The 23,675-nt window shown below is 66.4% G+C and carries 18 protein-coding genes, 1 tRNA gene and 1 other RNA gene; 8 read left to right on the top strand and 12 right to left on the bottom strand.

The genetic code is table 11. The features are described from left to right. Positions 1–10: 10 nt before the first annotated feature. Positions 11–1,930, bottom strand: a complete 1,920-nt coding sequence (locus ACVCMB_RS02640) for an HAL/PAL/TAL family ammonia-lyase (protein ID WP_447106074.1) — start codon at positions 1,928–1,930, stop codon at positions 11–13. 43 nt (positions 1,931–1,973) lie between these two features. Next, positions 1,974–3,353, bottom strand: coding sequence for a histidine--tRNA ligase (gene hisS / locus ACVCMB_RS02635; RefSeq protein WP_447106073.1), 1,380 nt, complete (start codon positions 3,351–3,353; stop codon positions 1,974–1,976). Between the two features lie 187 nt (positions 3,354–3,540). Here hisS and ACVCMB_RS02630 point away from each other — a divergent pair. The 4 genes from ACVCMB_RS02630 to ACVCMB_RS02615 all read left to right on the top strand — a co-directional run bounded on the left by ACVCMB_RS02630 (position 3,541) and on the right by ACVCMB_RS02615 (position 8,726). Next, a tRNA-Ala gene (locus tag ACVCMB_RS02630) sits at positions 3,541–3,616 on the top strand. Positions 3,617–3,734: 118 nt separating this feature from the next. Continuing rightward, positions 3,735–4,265: an ECF-type sigma factor gene (locus ACVCMB_RS02625; RefSeq protein WP_395118319.1), complete on the top strand. Its 531-nt coding sequence runs from the start codon at positions 3,735–3,737 to the stop codon at positions 4,263–4,265. Between the two features lie 70 nt (positions 4,266–4,335). Beyond that, positions 4,336–7,131 (top strand): protein kinase domain-containing protein, encoded by a 2,796-nt coding sequence (locus ACVCMB_RS02620; RefSeq protein ID WP_447106072.1) that lies wholly within the window; start codon positions 4,336–4,338, stop codon positions 7,129–7,131. Between the two features lie 155 nt (positions 7,132–7,286). After that, entirely contained in the window at positions 7,287–8,726 is a 1,440-nt protein-coding gene (locus ACVCMB_RS02615; protein WP_447106071.1) for a c-type cytochrome, read from the top strand. Between the two features lie 15 nt (positions 8,727–8,741). On the opposite strand, the gene ACVCMB_RS02610 is transcribed toward ACVCMB_RS02615, so the two are convergent. Together ACVCMB_RS02610 and ssrA are read right to left on the bottom strand one after the other, a co-directional pair. After that, entirely contained in the window at positions 8,742–9,908 is a 1,167-nt protein-coding gene (locus ACVCMB_RS02610) for an alpha/beta hydrolase (RefSeq protein WP_447106070.1), read from the bottom strand. A gap of 44 nt (positions 9,909–9,952) precedes the next feature. Then, positions 9,953–10,307, bottom strand: a transfer-messenger RNA (tmRNA) gene (gene ssrA, locus ACVCMB_RS02605). Positions 10,308–10,574: 267 nt separating this feature from the next. On the opposite strand from ssrA, the gene ACVCMB_RS02600 reads away from it, so the two are divergent. Further along, entirely contained in the window at positions 10,575–10,898 is a 324-nt protein-coding gene (locus ACVCMB_RS02600; RefSeq protein WP_395118311.1) for a c-type cytochrome, read from the top strand. Positions 10,899–10,916: 18 nt separating this feature from the next. Continuing rightward, complete coding sequence (locus ACVCMB_RS02595) at positions 10,917–11,270, top strand: c-type cytochrome (RefSeq protein ID WP_395118309.1); 354 nt, start codon at positions 10,917–10,919, stop codon at positions 11,268–11,270. Between the two features lie 73 nt (positions 11,271–11,343). Here the strand turns inward: ACVCMB_RS02595 and ACVCMB_RS02590 are convergent, their stop codons facing one another. Next, the gene (locus tag ACVCMB_RS02590; protein WP_395118307.1) at positions 11,344–11,952 is read right to left on the bottom strand and encodes an NfuA family Fe-S biogenesis protein; all 609 of its coding nucleotides are present in this window, start codon (positions 11,950–11,952) and stop codon (positions 11,344–11,346) included. 167 nt (positions 11,953–12,119) lie between these two features. Here ACVCMB_RS02590 and ACVCMB_RS02585 point away from each other — a divergent pair, with 167 nt between their 5' ends. Then, positions 12,120–12,461 (top strand): 4a-hydroxytetrahydrobiopterin dehydratase, encoded by a 342-nt coding sequence (locus ACVCMB_RS02585; protein ID WP_395118305.1) that lies wholly within the window; start codon positions 12,120–12,122, stop codon positions 12,459–12,461. A 200-nt stretch (positions 12,462–12,661) separates the two neighbouring features. Here the strand turns inward: ACVCMB_RS02585 and ACVCMB_RS02580 are convergent, their stop codons facing one another. Beyond that, on the bottom strand, positions 12,662–13,660 hold the full coding sequence (locus tag ACVCMB_RS02580) for an RluA family pseudouridine synthase (RefSeq protein WP_395121382.1): 999 nt from the start codon (positions 13,658–13,660) through the stop codon (positions 12,662–12,664). A 338-nt stretch (positions 13,661–13,998) separates the two neighbouring features. Here ACVCMB_RS02580 and ACVCMB_RS02575 point away from each other — a divergent pair, with 338 nt between their 5' ends. Continuing rightward, a complete protein-coding gene (locus ACVCMB_RS02575; protein ID WP_447107202.1) occupies positions 13,999–17,217 on the top strand; it encodes an Rne/Rng family ribonuclease in 3,219 nt (1,072 codons plus the stop codon). A gap of 95 nt (positions 17,218–17,312) precedes the next feature. Here the strand turns inward: ACVCMB_RS02575 and ACVCMB_RS02570 are convergent, their stop codons facing one another. The 6 genes from ACVCMB_RS02570 to ACVCMB_RS02545 form a co-directional block, all read right to left on the bottom strand. Further along, positions 17,313–17,966 (bottom strand): response regulator, encoded by a 654-nt coding sequence (locus ACVCMB_RS02570; RefSeq protein ID WP_395118303.1) that lies wholly within the window; start codon positions 17,964–17,966, stop codon positions 17,313–17,315. A gap of 110 nt (positions 17,967–18,076) precedes the next feature. Further along, positions 18,077–18,337 carry a hypothetical protein gene (locus ACVCMB_RS02565; protein WP_395118301.1) on the bottom strand — a complete coding sequence of 87 codons (261 nt, stop codon included), beginning with the start codon at positions 18,335–18,337 and terminating at the stop codon, positions 18,077–18,079. A 1,209-nt stretch (positions 18,338–19,546) separates the two neighbouring features. After that, on the bottom strand, positions 19,547–19,786 hold the full coding sequence (locus ACVCMB_RS02560) for a hypothetical protein (protein ID WP_447106069.1): 240 nt from the start codon (positions 19,784–19,786) through the stop codon (positions 19,547–19,549). A 427-nt stretch (positions 19,787–20,213) separates the two neighbouring features. Then, complete coding sequence (locus ACVCMB_RS02555) at positions 20,214–20,825, bottom strand: hypothetical protein (protein WP_447106068.1); 612 nt, start codon at positions 20,823–20,825, stop codon at positions 20,214–20,216. A gap of 959 nt (positions 20,826–21,784) precedes the next feature. Beyond that, positions 21,785–22,330: a hypothetical protein gene (locus ACVCMB_RS02550; protein ID WP_447106067.1), complete on the bottom strand. Its 546-nt coding sequence runs from the start codon at positions 22,328–22,330 to the stop codon at positions 21,785–21,787. Then, the gene (locus ACVCMB_RS02545) at positions 22,327–23,280 is read right to left on the bottom strand and encodes a hypothetical protein (protein WP_447106066.1); all 954 of its coding nucleotides are present in this window, start codon (positions 23,278–23,280) and stop codon (positions 22,327–22,329) included. The genes ACVCMB_RS02550 and ACVCMB_RS02545 overlap by 4 nt, the downstream gene beginning before the upstream one ends. Positions 23,281–23,675 lie beyond the last annotated feature (395 nt).

Below are 23,675 nucleotides of genomic sequence, written 5' to 3'. Positions count from 1 at the left end.
GAAGTGTGTTTCAAACCGTGGCGCGGAAGGCGCCCTGCTGCACCAGCGCGCAGGCCGCGGCCACGTCGCCGTCCAGCGCGCGATCGCGATGCATGAAGGCAATGCGCTGACGCAGGATCGCGTGTGCCTGACGCACCCGTGCGCCCGCGTGGAAATCGCCGGCGCCGGTCAGGGCATCGGCGAGCTGCTGCACCTCGGCGACGAACTGCTCGTAGTGCGGCTGGCCCTCGCGCGGCGCATTGGCCACCTTGGCCGCCAATGCCTGCCAGCCGCCGCGGCGGGCCAGCCGGCGCGCGGCGTTGAGCATTTCCTGGCGGTAGTCGAGCGCCTGCGCCGCGGTGTACAGCTCCAGCGCCAGCGCGTGGCTCAGATCCTCCACCATGTCCAGCACGTGGCGGGCTTCGTTCGCCCCCATCGAAACGTGATCCTCGGCGTTCGCGCTGGTCGGCACCGAATACACACTGGCCGGATGCGCGCGCGTGGCGAGGTCGTTGACCAGGGCCGCGGCGGTGTACTGCACGATCATGAAGCCGGAGTCGGTGCCGTCCTCGTTTCCGGTGAGGAAGGCCGGCAGGCCGTCGTTGTTGGCCGGGTCGACCAGCTTGTTGAGGCGGCGCTCGGAAATCGACGCCAGCACCGGGATCGCCGCCTTCACGTAACTCATCGCCAGCGCCAGCGGCATGCCGTGGAAGTGGCCGGCAGAGATCACCTGCTCCTCGATGAACTGCGCGTCCGCGTTGTCCGGGAAGATCAGCGGGTTGTCGGTGACCGAGTTGAGCTCGATGTCGAACACGCGGCAAGCCTGTGCCCAGGCATCGCGTACCGCACCGTGCACTTGCGGCATGCAGCGCAGGCTGTAGGCATCCTGCGGCTGGTGCTTCTTGCCGCCCTTGAACGGCAGGAAGCGCTGGTAGAACGCCTCGCGGCCGTGGCGCTGGTTGGCAGGCACCCAGTCCCAGCCGATGTCGAAACTCAGCGCCTGGTCGTCCGGCTCGCTCCAGGCATCGGCGCTCCACGGCTTGAAGCGCGGCACCAGGTGATACGGAATGTCCAGCAAGGTGGAACCGTCCAGCAATTCGCGCACGTGCGCCGCAGTCTCGACTTGCCCGGGATGAGGACGCAGCGCATGCACCTCCGGTCGCAAGGCGCCACTGCGGCCGGCGAAGGCGTCCAGTGTCATCGCCGCGGCGAGATCGGCGACGTCCAGCAGATCGCCCAGCACGTCCAGCGCCAGCGCGCCGGTGGCGAGCATCTGCGCGGTGCCGTTGTTGAGCGCCAGCCCTTCCTTGAACGACAACCGGATCGGCTTGAGGCCGGCACGCTCCAGCGCCTGCGCGCCCGGCATGCGCTCGCCTTCGTAGAATGCCTCGCCGCCGCCGAGCAGCACGATCGCCAGATGCGACAGCGGTGCCAGGTCGCCGCTGGCGCCGACCGAGCCCTTCTCCGGCACCACCGGCACCACGCCGGCATTGAGCATCGCGGCGAGCGCTTCCAGCGTGCTCACGCGAATGCCCGAGTGGCCGCGCATCAAGGTGTTGATGCGGATCACCAGCATCGCGCGCACCACCTCCGCCGCAAACGGTTTGCCGACGCAGACGGCGTGCGTGATGATCAGGTTGTGCTGCAACTCCTCCATCAGCGTGCCGTCGGCGGACTGATGCCCCGGCAGCTCGTCGCGCACGCGATGCGCGCCCAGCAGCTTGTCGGCGTTGCTGCCGAAGCCGGTGGTCACGCCGTAGGTCGGCTCGCCGCAATTGACCTTGTCGGCCAGGAAATCGGCGGCGCGCTGCACGCGCTTGAGCTGCGCCTGATCCAGCGCCACCGATGCGCCCTGCCGCGCCACCGCCACCAGTTGCGTGCGCGTCAGGCTGCTGCCATCGAGAAGAATCGTTTCACCCACTGCAGTAATGCTCCACGTTGTTGCCGTCATTCCCGCCAACACGGGAATGACGGCGTCAAAGGCAATAGCGCCCTCACCCCATTGCCGCAGCCTGCTCCAGCTCCACCCGCAGCGTCTTGACCAGTTCGCCGCGCGCCACCTCGAACTGGTCCTCGCGGCGCAGGTCCTTCACCGTCACCACGCCGCGGGCGAGCTCGTCCTCGCCCAGCACCACCACGAAGCGGATGCCGGCGCGGTCGGCGTACTTGAACTGCTTGCCCAGCTTGCCGCCTTCCAGCACCACCTCGGTGGCGATGCCGGCGCCGCGCAGCTCGCCGGCCAGCGCGAGATAGGCCGGCAGCTGCGCCTCGTCCATCTGGGTCACCAGCACCTCGACGGTGCTCTTCGCCGTGTCGATCAGGCCGGCGTCGCGCAGCTGCCAGTAGAGCCGGGTCAGACCGATCGAGATGCCGACGCCGGGCAGGTGCGACTTGGTGTACTGGCCGGCCAGGTTCTCGTAGCGGCCGCCGGAGCAGATCGAGCCGATCTGCGGGTGGTCGTTCAGCGTGGTCTCGTAGACGGTGCCGGTGTAGTAGTCGAGGCCGCGGGCGATCGACAGGTTCAGCGCGTAATGTGTTTCCGGCACGCCGAACGCGTGGATCAGACCGAGCACTTCCTTCAGCTCGTTGCGGCCCTGCTCCATCGCTTCCGGGCCGGCGCCCAGCGCATCGAGCTTGTCTAACGCGTCCTGCAGCGAGGTCGAGCGCACCTGCACGAAGGCCAGGATCTTGGCGGCCACCTCGCTGCTCAAGCCGAACGCTTCGCCAGTCAGCGTGTCGCGCACGTAGTCGGCGCCGCGCTTGTCCAGCTTGTCCACCTCGCGCAGCACCAGCATCTGCTGCTCGCCGTCGACGATGCCCAGGCTCTCGAAGTAGCCGCGCATCAGCTTGCGGTTGTTGAGCTGGATGGTGAACGGGCCGATCGCCAGTTCGCGGAACACGCTGTAGATCACCGCCGGGATCTCGGCGTCGTAGCGCACCGACAATGAGTCCTTGCCGATCACGTCGATGTCGCACTGGTAGAACTCGCGGAAGCGCCCGCGCTGCGCGCGTTCGCCGCGGTACACCTTCTGCATCTGGTAGCGGCGGAACGGGAAGCTGAGGTCGCGCTCGTGCTCGGCCACGTAACGCGCCAGCGGCACGGTGAGGTCGAAGCGCAGCGCCAGTTCGGGCATGCCCTCATCGGCCTTGCCCAGCGCGCCGGTGGACTGCACGAAGTACACCTGCCGCTCGGTCTCCCCGCCGCTCTTGGTCAGCAGCACGTCGGAGTATTCGATCACCGGCGTCTCGATGGCGAGAAAGCCGAAACGCTCGTAATTGCGACGGATCACGTCGAGCATGCGCTGGAACGCGATCTGGTCGAGCGGCAACAGCTCGAGCACGCCGGGCATGGTGCGGGCCGGGGTAAGCGCCATGGAATCCTCTGCTGACGATGGGACGGGTCGCCGTGCGAGCGACAGCGACGGCAGCCGTCAAGATTAGCAGAACGAGGCGATTTCCCCCGCGGGCACGCGGCGGTAACGACGCAGCCGGGGCCACCTTCCCGCCGCAACCAACACTTGGCGAACCGCCTCGCACGCTGCTAAGATGCGCCGCTCACGTGGGGCGGTAGCTCAGCTGGGAGAGCGTCGCGTTCGCAATGCGAAGGTCGTGGGTTCGATCCCCATCCGCTCCACCACGTCATGCAAGAGGCCGGATCGTCCGCAACCGAGGGCGCCGGCCTTTTTCCTGTCCGGCCCGCACAGGCGTACCATCGGCCCCGACCAGCTCCGCGTCGGGGCGGTGCACGCAAGAGCATGACGGGGACCGGATCATCCTTTGCCGAAGGTTCGACGGACGCCCTGTTCGCCGAAGTCTACGCGCGCCTCAAGGCGATGGCCGCCCGGCAACTGAATCGACGCCAGGGCGCCACGCTGGACACCACCGAGCTGGTGCACGAGCTGTACCTGCGCATCGGCCAGAACGAGGCACTGCACTTCGAACACCCGGCGCAGTTCTTCAGTTACGCCGCGCGCGCCATGCGCCACCTGCTGACCAACCGCGCCCGCGACCGGCTGCGCCTGCGCGCCGGCGGTCAATGGATGAAGGTCACCTTGGACGAGGACGATGTCCGGCTCGCGCTGGATACGGCCGCCCAGGCGCTGACGCTGGATGCCGCGCTGAACGCGCTGGAACAGACCGATGCGCGCGCCGCCCGAGTGGTGGAGCTGCACTATTTCGCCGGGCTGGGCCTGCAGCAGATCGCCGACACCCTCGGCCTGGCGCGGCGCACGATCGACCGCGACTGGCGCTTCGCCCGCGCCTTCCTCAAGGCGCACATGGACTGAGCCGGTCACGTCGCAATCGGGCGCGCAGCGGGGTTAAACGCAGGCAGGTCATTCGGCAAGGGCGCTCCACGTGGACTCCACACCGACATTGCGCGAGTTGTTCGAAACAGCGCTGCAGTTGAGCGGCGCCGCGCGCATGGACTGGCTGGCCGCGCACTGCCTCGACCCGCAGCAGCGTGAAGAGATCGAACGCATGCTCAGCGCCGACACCGCCGACGACGACTGGCTGCCCGGCGACGCCGTCGACGCGGCGCGCGTGATCGGCGAGGCCGGTGTCGCCGCGGCGATGCCGCCGGGCAGCCGGATCAACGCGTTCGAACTGATCGAGGTGCTGGGTGAAGGCGGCTCCTCCACCGTATTCCGCGCCGCGCGCCAGGAAGCCGGCGTGCGCCAGGAGGTCGCCCTCAAGCTGCTGGCGCGTGGCCTTTACACGCCGGCTGCGCGCGACCAGTTCCGGCGCGAGCGCGAGGCGCTGGCGCGGCTGCGCCATCCGGGCATCGCGCGGCTGATCGAGGGCGGCATCACCGAACAGGGGCTGGCCTATATCGTGCTGGAACTGGTCGATGGCGTGCCGATCACCGACTACGCGCGCGATCGCCGCCTGCCGCTGCGCCCGCGCCTGCTGCTGTTCCTGAAGGTGTGCCGCGCGGTGGCAGCAGCACATCGCGCGCTGATCGTGCATCGCGACCTGAAGCCTTCCAACGTGCTGGTCACCACCGACGGCGAGGTGAAGCTGCTCGACTTCGGCATCGCCAAGCTGCTCGACGACCGCACCGATGACGCCACCCGCACCCAGCACCGCGCGCTCACGCCGGCCTATGCCGCGCCGGAGCAGTTCTCCCGCGAGCCAGTGACCACGGCCACGGATGTCTATGCGCTCGGCGTCCTGCTCGACGAACTGCTGTCGGGCCGGCGACGGACTGCCGGCGAGACCGGCCCGCCGTCCACGCGTTCGGACGCCGTCTCGCGCAGGAGCAACTCGCGCACCGCGCGAGCATGGCGGCGCCAGTTGCGTGGCGACCTCGACAACATCGTGCGGATGGCCACCGCCACCGACGCAGAGCGCCGCTATGCCTCGGCCGGCACGCTCGCGGACGACATCGAACGCCACCTCGATCACCTGCCGGTGCTGGCGCATCCGCCCTCGCCCTGGTATCGGGCCGGCAAGTTCATCGACCGCCATCGCGGCGGCGTGGCGATCATGACGGTGCTCGTGCTCGCCGTGCTCGTCTCGCTCTCCACCGCGCTGTGGCAGGCGCACGTTGCGCGCCAGCAAGCCATCCGCGCGACCATGATGCGCGACTTCGTCGAGGACCTGTTCGCACCGATCCAGTACGGCGTTGCCCCCGCGAAACAGCCCAGCCTCGGCGAGCTGCTGGCGCGCGGCGTGGCAAAGCTCGACCACTCGCCGCAACTGGACGACGCCGGTCGCGTGGACCTGCTGGCGATGTTCTCGCGCCTGTACGAGAACCTCGGCGAACCCGCGCAGTCGCGCAGGCTCGCAGACCGGGCCGTTGCCCTGTCCGCGCGAGCGCTGGCGCCCACCGACATCGAGGCGATCCGCGCGCTCACCGCACGCGGTTACGCCGAGGTGCGCACGGAGGATTTCGCGGCCGGCGGCGCCGACCTGCGCCTGGCCCGCCGGCGCATGCGCGCGCAAGGCATCCATGGCGAGGACCTGATCCGCCTGCTCGGCCCGCTGGCCGCGGTCGAGAACAGCGAAGGGCATGCCGACGCCGCGCTGCAACTCTCCCGCGAAGCGCTGTCGGAGCGGATCGCCACCTGGGGACCGGACGACGCCCGCGTCGGCATCGGCTACAACGACGTCGCCTCCGCGCTGGAAGGCCTGGCGCGCTACGACGAGGCGATCCCGATGTGGCGCAAGACCCTGCAGTTCGAACTCGCGCATTTCGGCCCGTCCAGCAACGAGTCCACGCTGGCGCTGGCCGGCCTGGCCTCGTCCGAATATCGCGCCGGCGACTGGGCGCAGGCGCACCGGCATTTCACGCAAGCGCTGGCGCTGTACACGCGCCATGGCGGCCAGCCGCAACTCACCCAGGTGTACGCGGCGCAGAAGGCGTGCGTGCTGGAAGGGTTGCGCGCCGATCGTGCCGCTGCGCAGGCGCGTTGCCGCCAGGCGCAAGCATGGTCGGCGGACGGTTTCGGAGAAACCAGTGCGCTGCATGGCGATTCGCTCGAAGCCACCGCGTTCGGCCTGGAGGAAGCCGGCGATCTGGCCGGTGCGCGCGAATTGTTTGCCGCCGCGCGCCAACGCTACGGCGACAGCCCGGCCAATCGCATGCGGGTCGGCCGCATCGACAGCGAACTGGCCGGCATCGACCTGCTGGAGGGCCATCCCGAACAGGCACGCACACTGCTGCCGGCGGCGATCGCCGGCCTGCGCACGCGTTCCTGGCCGATGCCTCCGCTGATCGCCGAGGCGCGCTTGCTGCTCGCCTGCACCGAGGCTCCCGGCGCGGGGTGTCCCGACGATCTCCAGGCCAGCGTCGATCGCGACGTGGCTGCCGCCGCTTCGCGCCACGACCCGCAGCTGCTGTGGGTGCATACGCTGCGCGCCCGGGTCGAACTGCTGCGCGGCGAACCGGAGCTGGCCAGGACCGAGCTGGCCACCGCGATCGCCAACGCCGCCCGCGAATTGCCACCGGCACATCCACGCCAGCTTGCCGCGCAGCTGTGGCTGGCCATTGCAACGGCGCGCACAGGCGATTGCGCCGCGGCATCGGCCAGGGCACGGGCGGCCAGCACGATCATCGAAGCGAACCGGCTTGCCGCCCATCCCGGGCTCGCCGGCCCGCAGGCGATGCTGCGTCAACCCATCGCCACCTGCGTCGCCTTGCCGAACTGACGGGAAACCCGTCACCTCATCGGCAACCCGCTGTCCACATGGTTCACGCGCCTGGTCTGGCGCATGTCGCAATTGCCGCCGCGTCGGTGTTCTGCGCAGTGTCCACCCGCGCAAGGGGCGCGCGTGCGCACGAGCTACCAGGGAGGTCGACCACCATGTTTCATCATCACGCGATCCATGCGGCCGCGCGGCAGCTGGCTGCCGTGGCTGCACTCTTGCTGCTCGCGTTTGCCGGCATGGCGTCGGCCCAGGACGGCCGACCGGCGCCGGCATCAGCAGACAACGCCGTCACCGCCGACCCGTCCGGCTGGCTGCAGACCAGCACGCCCAGCGGCCGCATCGACATCGACAACCCGTTCTTCGCCAGCCTCGGCAGCAACGGGCGCTCGTGCGACTCCTGCCATCGCCAGGCGGAGGGCTGGACGATCTCCGCCGCCGAGGTGCGTGAACGCTTCCGGCAGAGCAACGGCACCGACCCGATCTTCGCCCTGGTCGACGGCGCAGTTTCGCCGCTTGCGGACGTTTCCAGCGTCTACGCGCGGCGCATCGCCTACGCCATGCTGCTCAAGCGCGGCGTGCTGCGCATCGGCATGCCGATGCCGGCGCACGCCGAGTTCAGACTCACTGCCGTGGACGATCCCTACGGCTACGCCAGCGCGCGCGAGTTGTCGCTGTTCCGCCGCCCGCTGCCAGCCACCAATCTGATCTGGGACACCGCAGTGATGTGGGACGGACGCGAGACCTTTGCCCCGTTCAAGCCGCCGATGGATGCCGGCATCGACATCGGCGACATCGACGCCAGCCTGGCCTCGCAGGCGCGCGATGCCATCCTCGGCCACGAGCAGGCGGGCAGCGTGCCGGATGCCGCCGTCATCGACCGGATCGTCGAGTTCGAATCGCACCTGTTCACCGCGCAGTCGATCGACCGGCAGGCCGGGCGCCTCAACGACGACGGCGGCATGGGCGGGGCCAGCATCCTGGGCCAACAGCGCTTCTGGGTCGGCATCAACGACACTTTCGACAACGATCCCACCGGCGAACCGTTCGACCCGCGCGCCATGCGCCTGTTCGACAGCTGGAACGATCCGCGCGCGTCACTGAGCCGCGACCCGCGCGATCGCGCACGCGCCGCGATCGCCCGCGGCGAGCAGTTGTTCAACCACATGCCGATCGACATCAGCGGCGTGGCCGGCCTCAACGACGTCACCGGCGTGCCGGTCATCCACGGCAGCTGCAGCAGTTGCCACAACGCGCCGAACATCGGCAACCACTCGGTGGCATTGCCGGTAAATATCGGCATTGCCGACGCCAGCCGGCGCACGCCGGATCTGCCGCTGTACACGCTGACCCGCTACAGCACCGGCGAGGTGGTGCGCACCACCGACCCGGGCCTGGCCATGCTGACCGGCAAGTGGGCCGACATCGGCAAGTTCAAGGGACCGATCCTGCGCGGCCTGGCCGCCCGCGCGCCGTACTTCCACAACGGTTCGGCGGCGACGTTGATGGACGTGGTCGATTTCTACGACAGCCGCTTCAACATCGGCATGAGCGCCGGGCAGAAAAGCGATCTGGTGGCATTCCTTTCGGCGTTGTGAGAGCCGGCCGGCAACTCAGCGGCTCGACGTCGCGGGCTGCGCCGAGCCAAGTCGTTGTTCGACGGCGGGACTGAGGCCGCGCATGAAGCGTTCGACGGCATCGGTGTAATCCGTAGGCAAGCCGAGTTCGGCATTGATCTGCCCATGCGAGAGGCCTTCCTCCAGCGCGCGAGCCTCTCCATCGAAAGACTTCGCCTTGCGCACGAAATCGTGCGCACGCGGGCAGGACTCCCGCCGCTCGCTGGAGCACACCGCCAGAAACGGCGCCATGCGGCCACGCATCTGCTGGTACGGCGATGCCGCCAGCCAATCGGCGGGCTGCGAACCGAAGGCATCGTCGTACAGGCGCGGGTGCCGGCCCTGCATGATCTGCACGACATCCAGCGCGGCGCTGTCCAGCGAGACCGTGCCCAGCCAGGGCTGCGCGCCCTGCTCGCGCGCCAGCGCCGGTTCGGCACTCAGCAGGGCCACCAGATGCGCGCCGGCCGAATGCCCCATCAGGATGAACGCGCGAGGATCGGCTCCCCAGCGCTGTGCCTTGCGTTGCGCCAGTGCCAGCGCGCGGGCCACATCCTGCGCCTGCTGCAGCGGCGTTGCATCCGGCAGCAACCGGTAGTTCGCCGAAATGACCACGAAGCCGCGCGGCAACCAGCGATCGACCTTGTTCTGGACCACGCCACGCGCCGCCTTGTCGCCACGCCGCCAACCGCCACCGTGCACCATGAAGATCACCGGTGCTGCGCTGGCATGCGCCGGCAGATACACATCGAAACGCTGGCGCGGATCGCTGCCGTAGGCCACGTCCTGCACCAACCGTGCGCCCGGCGGCAAGTTCACCGGCCCGCGCGATTCGTGCTGCGCCGTTGCACCATGCCGCTGCAACAGCCGCTCGCGCAACGCACCGGATTGTGCCGTCGCCACCAACGGCAACAGCGCCAGGCTCATCCATGCAAACGATTGGAACGCCAAACGAAAGTTGCGACCCATCATCCCCTCCCGGAAGCCACGAAGCCAAAACTCTCGCGCGCCACGCCGGCGCACGTCGCCCGCCTTCAACGGATCGCGAGCACCCGGGTTGACTCGCCGCACGCGGCACGGCCCTTCAGTCCCGTTCCCGGGCAGACGGGGCCGTCGCTGCAATCGGTATCCGATGCGGGGCGGGCCAAGGACCAGTGCCTGCACACAAAAAACCCATCAGGCGAATCACTCGCCTGATGGGTTTGCATTGGTGGAGGTGGCGGGAGTCGAACCCGCGTCCGAAGGCGTTCAATGCCCGGATCTACATGCTTAGCTCACCGTTCGATCTCGTTTCGCGACAAGCACGGCGGGCAAAGCGCACCGCGAAACCAGCCTGATTGATCTTGCCTACGACCGCCAGGCGACAGTCTTCAGCGATCTCATGATAATGACCCTACACCGACGAGCATGAGCACAAGTGGGTTCGGGGCTTACGCCTTAAGCGGCGAGAGCGTAGTTGTCGTCGTTGGCAACTATGAGTTTGCTGCTGGATTAACGAGGAAAGCTGCCCCCTCGGCATGCACCAAGCCATCTCACTGCCCCCGTCGAAGCCAGAACACCCCCGGGGAAAATGGTGACTCGCGCGAAGTATATGGGTCCGTCGCCGGCAACCGCAATCGAGGCTGGCGCCGTTCGCGCGATCCGTTCATGTCCGGCCGCGCGGTCTTGACGGGGACGCATCGGCAAGCGCCTTGCCGTGGGCCATTTCGAAGCGCGAACCTCGCTCCCATGGCAGGTCCGATTCGGCGGAGTGTTGTTCAGGCGCGAGGGCAACGTCTATACTTGCGCGGTTGCATCACCCAAGTCGCCGTACCAGTGGGAATGAACTCGATGACTCGATTGCACATGCTTGGCCTCGTTGCGGCCACGGCTCTTTTCGCTGCAACCAGCGCCCATGCCGAAGGCGACAAGGCCGCCGGTCGCAAGCTGGTGTATACCTGCGCCGGCTGCCATGGCGTGCCCGGCTACACCAATGCCTATCCGCAATACCCGGTGCCGAAGATCGCCGGCCAGAACGAGCAATACATCGTCAACGCGCTGCATGGCTACCAGAGTGGCGACCGCAAGCATCCGACCATGGATGCGCAGGCGCAGAGCCTGTCCGACACGGACATCCAGGACATCGCCGCCTATCTTTCCAGCCTCGCCAAGTAATCGCCAAGGATCTTCCGCATGAACCGTGTGCTTACCCTGATCTCCTTCGGCGCCGTGCTGGCATTCGCTTCCACCGCAGCGCTCGCCAACGGCAATGCCGCCAACGGCAAGACGAAGGCCGCCACCTGTTTCGCCTGCCACGGCACGGACGGCAACTCGGTCGATCCGCAATACCCGCGGCTGGCCGGCCAGTACAACCTTTATCTGCAGCAGGTCCTGCACGAGTACAAGAGCGGCCAGCGCGACAATCCGATCATGAAGGGCATGGTGGCCACGCTGTCCGACCAGGACATCGAAGACATCTCGGCCTATTTCTCCAGCCTGCCCGGCAAGCTGGACACGCTGAAAGGTCATATCGGCGGCGACAACTGAAGCTCGCCGACGTGGCAACAAGAGGCCCGCCATGCGGGCCTTTTTGTTGACTGCGGGATAGGCGGGCCCGGATTCAGGCCATCGCCGACTTGCCCTCGTGCCGGCTGTAGTACGGTTTCTCGCCGCCGGAGTGATCGGTGGCGTCGCGCACCGCGGTGACTTCGGGGACCTGCTCGCGCAAGGTCTTTTCCACACCTTGCTTCAAGGTGACATCGACCATGCCGCAGCCATGGCAGCCGCCGCCGAACTGCAGCACCACCGCGCCATCGGCATCGACTTCCAGCAAGGTCACCCGCCCGCCATGCGACGCCAGCCGCGGATTGATCTCCGCCTCGATCACGTAGCGCACGCGCTCGATCACGCCGGCATCCACGCCGGGCACGTGCCCCTTGATCTTCGGCGCGCGGATGTTGAGCTGGCCGCCGGTGGCGTTGGGCTCGAAGTCGATGCTGGCCTGGTCCAGCCAGCTGGCGCTGTCGCCATCGACATGGAACTCGAAACCGGCGCACTCGATCGTCCATTCGCCACCTGCCAGGTCGGCAGGCTCGCAGAACTCCAGCTCGCAGTTGGCCGCCGGCGTGCCCGGCGCCGTGACCCGCAGGCGAATGCCCAGCCCCTCGATGCCTTGCTGGTCAAGCAGGCGCAGGAAGTGCTGCTGCGCCCGCGGGGAAATGTCGATCATGCCTGGCTCCGCTGTTCATGGACCGGGGGCGGCGAGCCCTCACCGGTGAATCAGCACCATTTTAGTCCAGTTTCGAGTCCAATGGCTGGCGTCGCCATGCGCTTTGACTTTTCGCGTGCCAGCTTCGACCCTTCCCTTCTCACTTCAAACCTGCATGGAGCCTTGCGATGAACGCCACCGAACTGTCGAACCAGCACTGCCAACCGCGCAAGGGCAAGCAGCACGCGCTCGCTGCCGAGGAAGCCGCCAAGCTCCTGCGCGCATTGCCGGGCTGGCAACTGCGCGAGGACGGCAAGGCCATCGTCAAGGATTTCAAGTTCGAGGATTTCCACCGCACCCTGGGCTTCATCAATGCCGTGGGCTTCATGGCCAACCACGAGGATCACCACCCGGACATCGAAGCAGGCTACGGCCATTGCCAGCTGTTGTGGTCGACCCACGACGTGGGCGGGCTGTCGATGAACGACTTCATCTGCGCCGCGCGGGTCGATGCCCTGCTGGCGCGCTGAAAGGTTGTGACTTTTCAACCTCTAAGCCCAGCCAGGGCGAGGGCATGGATGCCCGAGTTGAGGCAACGCATGGAGCGGTCGGCCGATCGCCGGACGCGGAGCAGGCCCGCCAGTGTCTGATTCGCGTGAGCGAGTCCGGGCATGTACCGGGCTCGCGATAGAAGAAAACCACAGGAAGTGGTTGTCTTCACAAGTGCTGATCAGAAGTCGGTACGCGACTTCTCGCGGGTGTAGACCAGCCGCTTGCCCTTGACGGCCAGCGTGTCGAGGAAATCCTTCAGGTCCGCCGGCAGCGGCGCCGAGAAACTGTAGGAACGCCCGTCGAGGTCGAAGCTCAGGTGGGCCGCATGCAGGAACATCCGGTGCAGACCCATCTCGCGGTAGCGCTTGTTCATCTCGCGATCGCCGTACTTGGGGTCGCCAGCCAGCGGATGGCCGATGTGCGCCGCATGCACGCGAATCTGGTGGGTGCGGCCGGTTCCCAGGGTGGCCTGCATCAGGCGCGCGCTGGGGTACTGCTCCATTTCGCGGAAGAAAGTCAACGACGGCTTGCCGCTCTCGGCCACCCGCACCATGCGCTCGCCGCCCTGCATGATCGACTTCAGCAGCGGCGCATTGACGTCGAACCTGGCCTTGGCCGGGTGCCCCAGCATCAAACACAGGTACTGCTTGGTAACCTCGCCGGCCCGGATCGCCGCCTGCAGCCCGGTCAATCCCGCCCGGGTACGAGCTAACACCAGCACGCCGCTGGTATCGCGGTCGAGCCGGTGCACCAGCTCCAGGTGTTCCTGCGGACGCGCCGCGCGCAGCAGCTCGATCGCCCCATGGCTGATCCCGCTGCCGCCGTGGCTGGCCACGCCGGCCGGCTTGTCGATGACCAGGAAATGCTTGTCCTCGAAGATGACGGCCTCGGCGACCTCGGCCACCTGCCCCTCGGCCGGCCCCCGACCCTCGACCTTGTCGGCCATCCGCACCGGCGGGATACGCAGCGTATCACCGTCAGCGAGACGCGTATCGGGTTTGGCCCGTTTCCCGTTCACGCGCACCTGTCCGGTGCGCAACAGTCGGTAAATCATGCTCTTGGGTACGCCCTTGAGCAGGGTCACCAGGGCGTTGTCGATGCGCTGCCCGTCGCGCTCCGGGCCGATCTCGACTTGACGTACACCGTGAGGTGCGTCCCGGGAAGTTGCCGTCTGCATTGAAAAAAACCTGCTTAGATAGGATACTCGCCGGGCGCTGGTTTCCATCCGTCTGTTGCCTGGATCGGGTGGAGTGCCCGCCCGTGACGTCGGCGAGGATTGCGCCGGTTGCCCTTGGGGTAGCCGGTCGCGGCTCCCTTTCATCGTAACGGTTTGGGCTGGTGTTTGTCCGTTGCCATACGGCATTGCGACAGCAGGCGCAGCTGACCGAATCATCCCCGACACCGGCAACGGTGCCGTTTTTTTGCCGCTTAACCGCTGCGGCGCGATTCCCGGCAGGCCGCCATTCCAGGCGCCACCGTGGCTCGCGACGCGCGGCCAAGCCGAGGATAACCACCATGAAACGCATGTTGATCAACGCGACTCAGCGTGAAGAGTTGCGCGTGGCCATTGTCGATGGCCAGAACCTGTACGACCTGGACATCGAAATCCCTTCGCGGGAGCAGAAAAAGTCCAATATCTACAAGGGCCGAATCACCCGGGTCGAGGCTTCGCTCGAGGCCTGCTTCGTCGAGTACGGCGCCGAGCGCCACGGCTTCCTGCCGCTGAAGGAAATCTCCCGCGAGTACTTCACGCCGGGCCTCGACCACCACAAGTCGAGCATCCGCGAGCTGGTCAAGGAAGGCCAGGAAGTGGTCGTGCAGGTGGAGAAGGAAGAGCGCGGCAACAAGGGCGCTGCGCTGACCACCTTCATCAGCCTGGCCGGCCGCTACATGGTGCTGATGCCGAACAACCCGAAAGCCGGCGGCGTGTCGCGCCGGATCGAGGGCGAGGACCGGCAGGCGCTGAAGGAGGCGCTGGACCACGTCACCGTGCCGGATGACGTCGGCCTGATCGTGCGTACCGCCGGCCTGGGCCGCGACGCCGAAGAACTGCAGTGGGACCTGGACTACCTGCTGACCCTGTGGAAGTCGATCTCCGAGGCGGCCGGCAAGCAGAAGGCGCCATTCCTGATCTACCAGGAATCCAAGCTGTTCATCCGTGCCCTGCGCGACTACCTGCGCAGCGACATCGGCGAGATCCTGATCGACGACGAGCCGCTGTTCAACGACGCGCGCGAGTTCATGCAGCAGGTAATGCCGAACGCATTGCGCAAGCTCAAGCTGTACCAGGACGACACCCCGCTGTTCACCCGCTACCAGATCGAGACGCAGATCGAAAGCGCGTTCGACCGCCAGGTGCGGCTGCCGTCGGGCGGCTCGATCGTGATCGACCAGACCGAGGCGCTGACCGCCATCGACGTCAACTCGTCGAAGGCGACCAAGGGCAGCGACATCGAGGAGACCGCGTTCAACACCAACTGCGAGGCCGCAGTGGAAGTGGCGCGCCAGGCACGCATCCGCGATGCCGGCGGCCTGATCGTGATCGACTTCATCGACATGGACAGTCCGCGCCACCAGCGCGAGGTGGAGGATCGCCTGAAGGAAGCGCTGAAGCTCGATCGCGCCCGCGTGCAGGTCGGCCGGATCTCGCGTTTCGGCCTGCTCGAGATGTCGCGCCAGCGGCTGCGCCCCAGCCTCGGCGAAGCTACCCAGATCACCTGCCCGCGTTGCGAAGGCCACGGCCATATCCGCGGCGTGGAATCGCTGTCGCTGTCGACCCTGCGCCTGATCGAGGAACACGCAATGAAGGACAACACCGGCCAGGTGCTGGTGCAGGCTCCTTCGAGCGTGGTCAATTTCCTGCTCAACGAAAAGCGCGCCAGCGTGGTGGAGATCGAACTGCGCCACAAGGTGCACGTGATGATCGTCGCCGACGAAAAGCTCCAGACCCCGCACATCGAGATCCAGCGCATCCGCGAAGCGGACATGGGCGAGCACAGCAAGCCCAGCTACGAAATGCTCACCGCCGTGACCGCCACGGACTTGCCGAAGATGGGCCAGACCCTGGGCAGCGGCGAGCAGCCCGCCGTGAGCGGCATCGTGCCGGGCAGCCCTGCCCCGGTGCGCGAGGAAGTGCCGGCCCCGGTGGCGGCAACGCAGCCGGCGCCGCGACGCCCGATGCCTGCCCCGCGTGCTGCCGTCGCCGCTCCGACCGGCGGCCTGCTCTCGCGCCTGTTCGGCTGGTTCCGCAATGCCGAAGCCGCCGCGCCCACGCCCGCCCCGGCACCGACCAGCAGCGCACGCAATCGCCGCGAGGAGAACGGTCCGCGCAACGCCACGCGCGGCACGAATGGCACGCAGGCATCATCCGCCCGCCAGCCGCGCCGCGACTCGCCATCGCCGCAAAGCCAGAAGTCCGGCGCCCAGCAGCAAGCGCGCAACAATCGCCAACGCACCAACGAAGCGGCGTCGCGTTCGCCCGCTCAGCCGCAGAGCCAGAGCGCGCGTGCCGAGCGGCCGGCCAGGCCCGCGCCGGCCGTCGAGTCCGCCGCCGCGTCACGCCCCGAACGCGCACCGCAACAGCCGCGTCCGGAGCGGGCGCCGCGCCCCGAGCGTGCCGAGCGCGCGCCCATCGAGGCAACGGATGAGGCTGCCAAGGCCGCAGCCCTGCTCGCCGCCGGTGCCGCCGAAGTGGTTCCGACGGCGCCGGGCGAGAACGAGAATCCGACCGACTCGGCAGCCGAGGGTGATGCCGGCACGTCGCGTCGCCGCCGCGGCCGCCGTGGCGGCCGTCGCCGTCGCCGTCATGACGACACGACCGCCGTCGACGGTTCGCTGGATTCGACGCAAGCCGAAGCCCTGGACGACGAGGACCGCGACGAGCCCGGCAAGGCGCCGGCTACCGCCGACACCGTGACCGCCGCGGCGCGCCGCACGCCACGTCCCGCCGCGACACCGGATGCGCTGGCCGCAGCATCGAAGGAGACGGAGTCGCACCCCGCTCCGGCCCCTGCCGGCATCTCCGCCGTGACCGCACCTTCGTCGTCTGCACCGACGAGCGCGCGGGAACCGGCAACCGACAAGATCCTCTCGGCGACCGGCACCGTGCCTTCCGACAAGTCCATGGACAAGCCGGCTGTTGCCTTGCCCGCCGCCAGCTTCATCCTGCCGACGCTGCCGCCGATCCCCGATTCCGCTGCGCCATCGACCGATGCCGAACCGGCGCCGGCCCAGGCCACCCTGTCCGCTGCCGCGACGCCACCGCGCAGTGCCGATACCCAGGTTCGGGTCGAGTCGCCGCTGCCGCGCCATGCTGATCGCGTCGCTGTTGATGCGACGTCCCTCCGCCCGGAACCGGCGGTGGCCCAGACGGGGGCATCCAGCCTGCCCGCCGGCCCGCGGCCGACCGAATCGCCGGTTCGCGTGGCAATCGCTGCGGCACCGGTGGCCGCGCCATTGGCGACTCCGACGCCGGCCACCCCAGCGGCCGACACCGTTCGGCCGACCACCGCGCCGGCGTCGCCTGTCGTCACGCCTGCCACGACACCGCTTGAGCCATCCACGGGCCCGACGACCCACGCGCAGGCACCGGTCGCCGCATCGTTGCCCAAGCAGGGCGACCTGCTCGCCTCATCCGGCAACGCGACGCCTCACGTCCAGGCAAGCGAAGCCGACAAGCCGCGAGCGGAGCCGCGGCCGGAGGACGGTCGTTCGAGTGGTGAATCGCACGGCTGATCCACCCGAGTGTCGAAACGAAAAAACCGGACGCGAGTCCGGTTTTTTTTTCGTGCCTGGAATCCGGTACCGGCGATCAGCGTACCGAACCGCGTTCAATTGCCGACGTGATGGCTGGGCGTGTCGATCAGTCCGTGCACGGTCATCAGATGCGCGAGGCTGAGCACATGGTCCACCTGCAACTTCTCCATCAGGCGCTGCTTGTAGGTCGAGACGGTTTTCGGGCTCAGGTTGAGCTGCTCGCCGATGATCGTGAGCGGCTTGCCGCGCACCAGCATCATGGCCACTTCCAGCTCCCGGCTGGAGAGCGCATCGAACGGCGAGGCGCTGCCGTCGAGCGTGGCCAACGCAAGCTGCTGGGCCACCGCCGGGGCCAGGTAGCGACGCCCGCCAGCCACCTGTCGCACGGCCGCCACCAGCTCGTCCGCGTTGCACCCCTTGGTCAGGTAACCCAGCGCGCCGGCATCGAGCAGGCGCTTGGGGAAACGCGCGTCATCGACCACGGTCACGATGACGATGTGGGTCGACAGCTTGGATCGGTTCACCCTTTCGGTAAGCTCGATCCCGCTCATCCCGGGCATGTGCACGTCCACCAGGGCGATGTCCGGCGACAGGTTGCGAATCAGGCGCAAGCCTTCTTCCGCACTGCCCGCCTCGCCGCTGACCTCGATGTCCGGCTGCTGTTTCAGGATCATCCGAAAGCCGGTGCGCACCAGCTCATGATCGTCCACCAGGACCACACTGATCACGTGACGCCCTCCTTGGTTGGGTTGTTTGAAAGTAGGCCGGCCGCCACCCCATTGCAAGCGGCCGGCACAGATTCTTGCACTGAACTGCACCGACCGCGCGCGCCCGCCAATCAAGCCCCTGTGCAGCGGGTGTCGAGGGCCGGATGCATCCCCCGACCGTCGACCGCCTTCGCGAAACGGGCCAGCACGACATGCCCGCGCGCACCCGCCATCTCGACGCGGACCGGCTGGCGCGAACGCCGGTGTTCGTCACGCGCAACGGTTCGCGCCAGTTCGATCGCCTGCCGCAGCGGCAACTGGCTGAACAGTGCGGCGTCGTGCCGACACACGCTCCAGCCGTATCCCGAGCAGCGCAGCGAAATCGTCAGCATGCAGCCATCCCCTTGCATGACGCCGGACATCAGCCCCCAACCCTCATCCCCGCAAACGCAGGCAGGATGGCACGCCAGTCCGCTGCCGATATGTCGGTGCAATCCTACGGAAGCTGTGCGGAAACTCGCCGTGCACATGCCTCGAACGATCGAGATGCAAGCGCCATGGCCCACGCAGCCATCGAACGAAAAAGCCGCCTTGCGGCGGCTTTTCGCGATCCTGGCCGCAGATGGCCAAGGTCAGGGTTGGTGCCAAGGGGGGCAGCGAAAATCCAGCAATACCAAGCATTGCAGCCACCCGTCTAGAAAGTTACTCCCAAAGTTACTCACAAACGAAGCTTGCCGGCGAGCACTTCGCCCTCATGCGAGCCCGCCTACATGCCGGAACTGAGGATTGCTGAGGATTGGCCGCCAGCGGCAGCATGTACCAGGGGCAGGTACATCGCAATCGGCTGGCAGATGCCCGATTCACGGATGGGTCCTGTTGCTCGTGATGGCACATCGCCGCATGGAAACGCACCACCCGGTGGCGACAAATTGATAGCGCCAAGGGTGCTGAGCACGGAAGAAGAAGTCCCACGGTGTGCAACGTCCTCAACGTGCGCGATGTACCGACCCACTGGTACACCGCCCCGGCCTGGCGACAGTGGCACGCCGCGAGGCAGCCTACGCATAGTTTCCCGTTGACACGCCAAATTGGTCCGCACACGGTGAAACGGAGACAAAAAGAAGCCCCGACGGTGGTTGCGCCGTGGGGCTCAGATTGAAATCAAGCATAGGAGCCGATTCCGTGAAGAAGCGTACACCAACACCAAAGGGGCGTTCCGTCCACCCTTCAAGCACCCGACTCGACCAGAGACTGGCATTGGCGGCCGCGTTGATAGGGCTGGCCACCGCCATCGTGAAAGCGTTGGCGCAATGATCAGATCCGGTTGGATGCGGTCCTTTGCCTACCGCGCGCAAGGTCGCAAGCAAGCATGCCGCCACCTCAACAGTCTGGCGGAGCGCCGCGGCCTTGCATTACGAGAGTGCATGATTCTCGAGCTCGATGTCGCGGATGCCTCGTCAACCTAAGCTGGCCCGTGCCGCCGTGCCGCCCTGCCACCGTGCCGACCGGCACCGTCGACACTATGGCCATGCCGTCCTCGCGGTACTGTTCGACCAGGCACAGTATGGCGCCGTACCAAGTGCCGATGCTGGTCGTGCGGGCTAGTTTAGTGACGCGTCACGGGTTACCTTCGCCCGGCGCAGCAGCTCCTTCACGATCGGCTCCGCAGTGTTTACGGCACCCGCCTTCACCGCCTCTCGCAGTTCGGCCAGCAGGGCCGGCAATGTTGCTTCGGCGGGCTTGCGCATGGCAATGCGCTGGCGCTCATGCCGGCGTTGGCGATACCTGCTCGCGCGCTCAGCTGCCGTCATTGGGGCGGTGCCAATCAATGGACGCGCCATGTCATTACCCTCGCTTATTTCGTGACGCGTCACCTTACAGCCCTACGCACTCGCGCGCAACATGGGGGATGCGGACGGGGGAGCCACACGCGCGACGGTCGGCCGATGTCGGACGTAGCTGGCCGCTATTTGTCCCGGGTAGCAGCCTTGCCCGGGACAAGGCCGGGACGCTGAAACCCAAGTGGGGCGCCATGTCCCGGGTGTCCCGAGTGTCCCGGGCAAATTTCGTCAAGGTGAAGGGTGGTGCAGGAATTCTGGAGAAAAGGCCGGCACGGGAACATGGAACCGCATCGGAATCTTTATGTATCTACCCGGGACACCCGGGACACCCGGGACATTCAAGCGTGGCGCGGCCTGCGCTGTCCCGGGTTTGTCCCGGGTAAGGCCGCTACCCGGGACAAATAGCGGCCAGCCTCGTCCGATACGGTCAGGCACTCGGCTCGGCCGGCGTTTCTTCCTCGCCTTCCGGGAAGTCGCGCCGGAATTCTTCCAAGTCGAGCCCGGAGTACTCCACTGCTGCGAGTTCCTCTATCCAGCGCGCCAGGTGGCCAGCATCAAGCGCCGCAGATCCTTCGGCCCAACGCGACTGCAGGGCATCCGTGAACCGGCACAACTGCTGTTCGGCCTCGTCGTGTGCGCGAAACGCTGCTGCTTGCTCTCGCTGTTCGCCGTGCGATCGCTCATCGGCCAGAGTGGCACGCAGCTTGGCAACCTCATTCACCAGGACCTGCAATCTCTCACGCAAATCGGCCACTGCCTCGGCACCAGGTCTCAGCGCGCGTGCGCGCACTCGTGCCGGGTGGCTGTTCGTCATCCATTCGCGCACGGCGCGCTTCGCGTCGAACAGACCATCGGGCCCAGCAGGTGAAATGGTGCCCCGCTTCACGGCGGCCGATACGGCCTGCCTCGAGACGTCGAGCATCGCACCCAGCTGCGCGCCATTCAGGCGCAGGCCTAGCAGATCAAGCCCAAGGTCACCCGAAGTTGACGGCAGCACTTCGTGTGCCACTTCGCCGGTGCTTTCTTGTGCGTTCGTCATCTGTGCTACTCCGTCGGTCAATACAAATCACAAGGCACTGACTACCCAGGAATTGCGGCTGTGCTACCCGCACAGCAGCCAGCCCGGGGAGGACCCAAGAGGTCAAGGCTCGCGCTGCCGGTCTCTCGCCCCGCCTGCCCACGCGCGCGCCGCAGATGGCAGGTCGACATCGACACTCGGGCAGCCGAGCATCCGACGGTGGCCGACCTGCACGGCGTTACAGGCTCACCGCAGACGCGAGTGGGTGTCGACCTCCAACCTCCCGGTGCGCGCGGGCCCGACGGTTGCCCTATCCGGCAAAGCCTATGCATAGGCCAGTCGGTCGGCGCCGACATGGGCCGCCGATCAGTCGCAGTCACCGCACGCCAGGTGCGGCACGTCCGTGCCAGCAGTCCGGCACCCTGCACCAAGTGAGCCGATAGCACGTGTTGCCCCTCCTTCAAGGCGGCCGGGCTGCTCGTGCATAGCGCTCCCTGTACCAGGTATCTGCGTCGCCCCACAGCTCCCGGAAGACCAGGTCGCCGCGCACCTTGCGGCCATAGGAAGATGCGCGCGTCGGGTGAATGAAATTCACTGCCACGTCTATGCATCATCGGCAGCCTGTCGCCGCAGACAGAAGCGGTGGCGGTCGACAAACGGCGCGCCGCACAGTCTGCTCGGCTCGGAGCTGCAGCAGGAAAGCCCGGTCTGCAGTTGCACTCGCTGGAATCGGTAACGGCCCATTGATGGTGGCGATCCCGGCGCCACTCGCGGCATGCTGGAAGTAGAGACGGGAATTCGCGAGAAGACCTGCACCACTGCAAATAGGAATCTCCCCGCGGTAGTCGGAACTACCGCGGGGAATATCGTCATCCCGGAAGGAATCCCCGCTAGCAGGAGGAAGAAGCCGAGACCGATACTGCCGCTGTTATTACCGACACCTGCGGCTGGTCGGATAGCGCGCGTCCACAACGCGCATATCACGGCAACTTCGGAGCCCCTGCGGACGCCGTGGCTTCACGCTTCCGCCGTTCGAAGATTGAATCAACCGATCCAAGCGGCTTTTTCGTGGCGTATCCATCGACGCTCGCCGGGCTCATGTGCATAGCTACAGGCGGTGCGTCCGCACGCATCTGCGCCAAGGTAATTCCACGGTCTTTTGTTTCGCGAACCTGCGCCAAAGCGAACGTCTCAACACTCCAGCCTTCCGCAATCGCCAGCCGGCAAAGCTCCTGGAATCCAGCGTCGGTTATTGCCTGGATATCTGAAATGCGCACGCGCTCTTCTCCGCATATCATCGCCCTGATTCGCGGATCGATATGGCCAGCCGCGGCAGAAATGTTCTCGGACTTGCCCACGGAGAGGCCTTCGCTATAGCCCTGACGGCGTGCTGCGTCGACCCGCTCCGCAACATCTTCTGAAGGAAGCAGGATGTTCTCGGGAGCGTGCCCTGCGGCGAGCGCGTTCTGCAAGTCTTGAGAATTCCATACAACAACCTTTCCGTTCGAAGTTGCGACCATGTTCATTCTCCTTCGGTGTTCCAGATGTCGATCAGCACGGCAGGGTTCGCCGTTTCCCGTCGAGTGACATAAATGCCCGAGTCGAACAGCGCCAGAACCTCGCGCTCTTCGTCGCGACTGAGCGACAGGATCTCCGCGTCGAGTTCGCGCAATCGTCTCCGCCGCTGTTCGCGATCGACAGGGGAATAGGCGTCCTGATACCCCTTGCTGATCTCGAAGAGACGGTCCGCGATTGTTTCGGCGCCGAAAATGGATGCGAGATCTTTCAGGGTAAGAGGATCGTTTGCGGGCCAGCAGCTTTGCTCATGGGCATAAACTCCCGTGAGCTTGTGCATCATCAAGGAGGAGTCGAAGTCAGAGATCATCCTTCGCTTGAATTCGTCCGCCGGCACGCTTGCCTTCTGCATATTCTCCTGCTCGACGAAGAGCAAGCCGATGCGTTCCTGGATGTCGTCCAGCTTCTTGCGGCGCTTGTCGCCTGCAGAAACATCCGGGTAAGCCAGGCCGGGAATGCGCGCTTGCTCAGGGAATACGCTGCCCACCCCGCGCACACCGAGAAAGGCATAGATCGAGTCGAGCAACCTGCCCGTTGGAGTCAGCCACCCATGGACCTTTTCTATGCCAGCTTCCATCGCGGCGACGCGGTCCTGGTTCGTGGCCTGATCACGTTCGAGCTGCACCAAGCGAGGCATGACCTCACGATCAAACTGCCTCACTCTCGCGGAGTCGTTTTCCGTGCGCTCCTGGGAATATGGCTTCCCTGTCCACCGAGTGAACTGCTTTTTCAGGTTGTCGATTTCGCGCACATCCGTAAACGCCGTGGCGCGAATCTGATTGATGGACCGCTGGCTTTCCCTGAGCCTTTCATATCCACTGCCGGCCGCTTGGGAAAGAAACACGATCTGTTGTTCGAATCGCCTGGAGAAGCTTGAAATGTTGGGGTTCGCGAAGTTCATCTCACCGTGCTCCTAAGTTGATGCAATGAAGAATTTGCACGCCATTCCGCTGACACGGCAATGCCTTGGATGTCAGCCCGTGTCCTCTCTAAGCACGCGATAGAACTGCCGGTCTGAGTCGGGCAGGTTCGACGCCAACGCGGCGGCATGCAGCAGGTCTCTTACGCCCGGGTTCGTAGTGCGTGGCACCCGGGTTCTCAGGATGTTCCACGTCCGCCACATGGTTTTTGTTTCCTGGCGCAGTCTCCGTGCGCGCGCCCAATCCGTGTTTTCCGGAAGCAATTGAGCTGCAGCACGAATCAGACGATTGCGCTCCTTCCGCAGCAGGTCTTCGCTTGCGACTCGCACAAGGCATTCAATGGTCGCATTCAGAAGCACTGGGGAAACCGGGGTTC

The sequence above is a fragment of the Rhodanobacter sp. UC4443_H10 genome (assembly GCF_052978325.1).
This window is presented reverse-complemented; position numbering and strand designations above follow the sequence as displayed.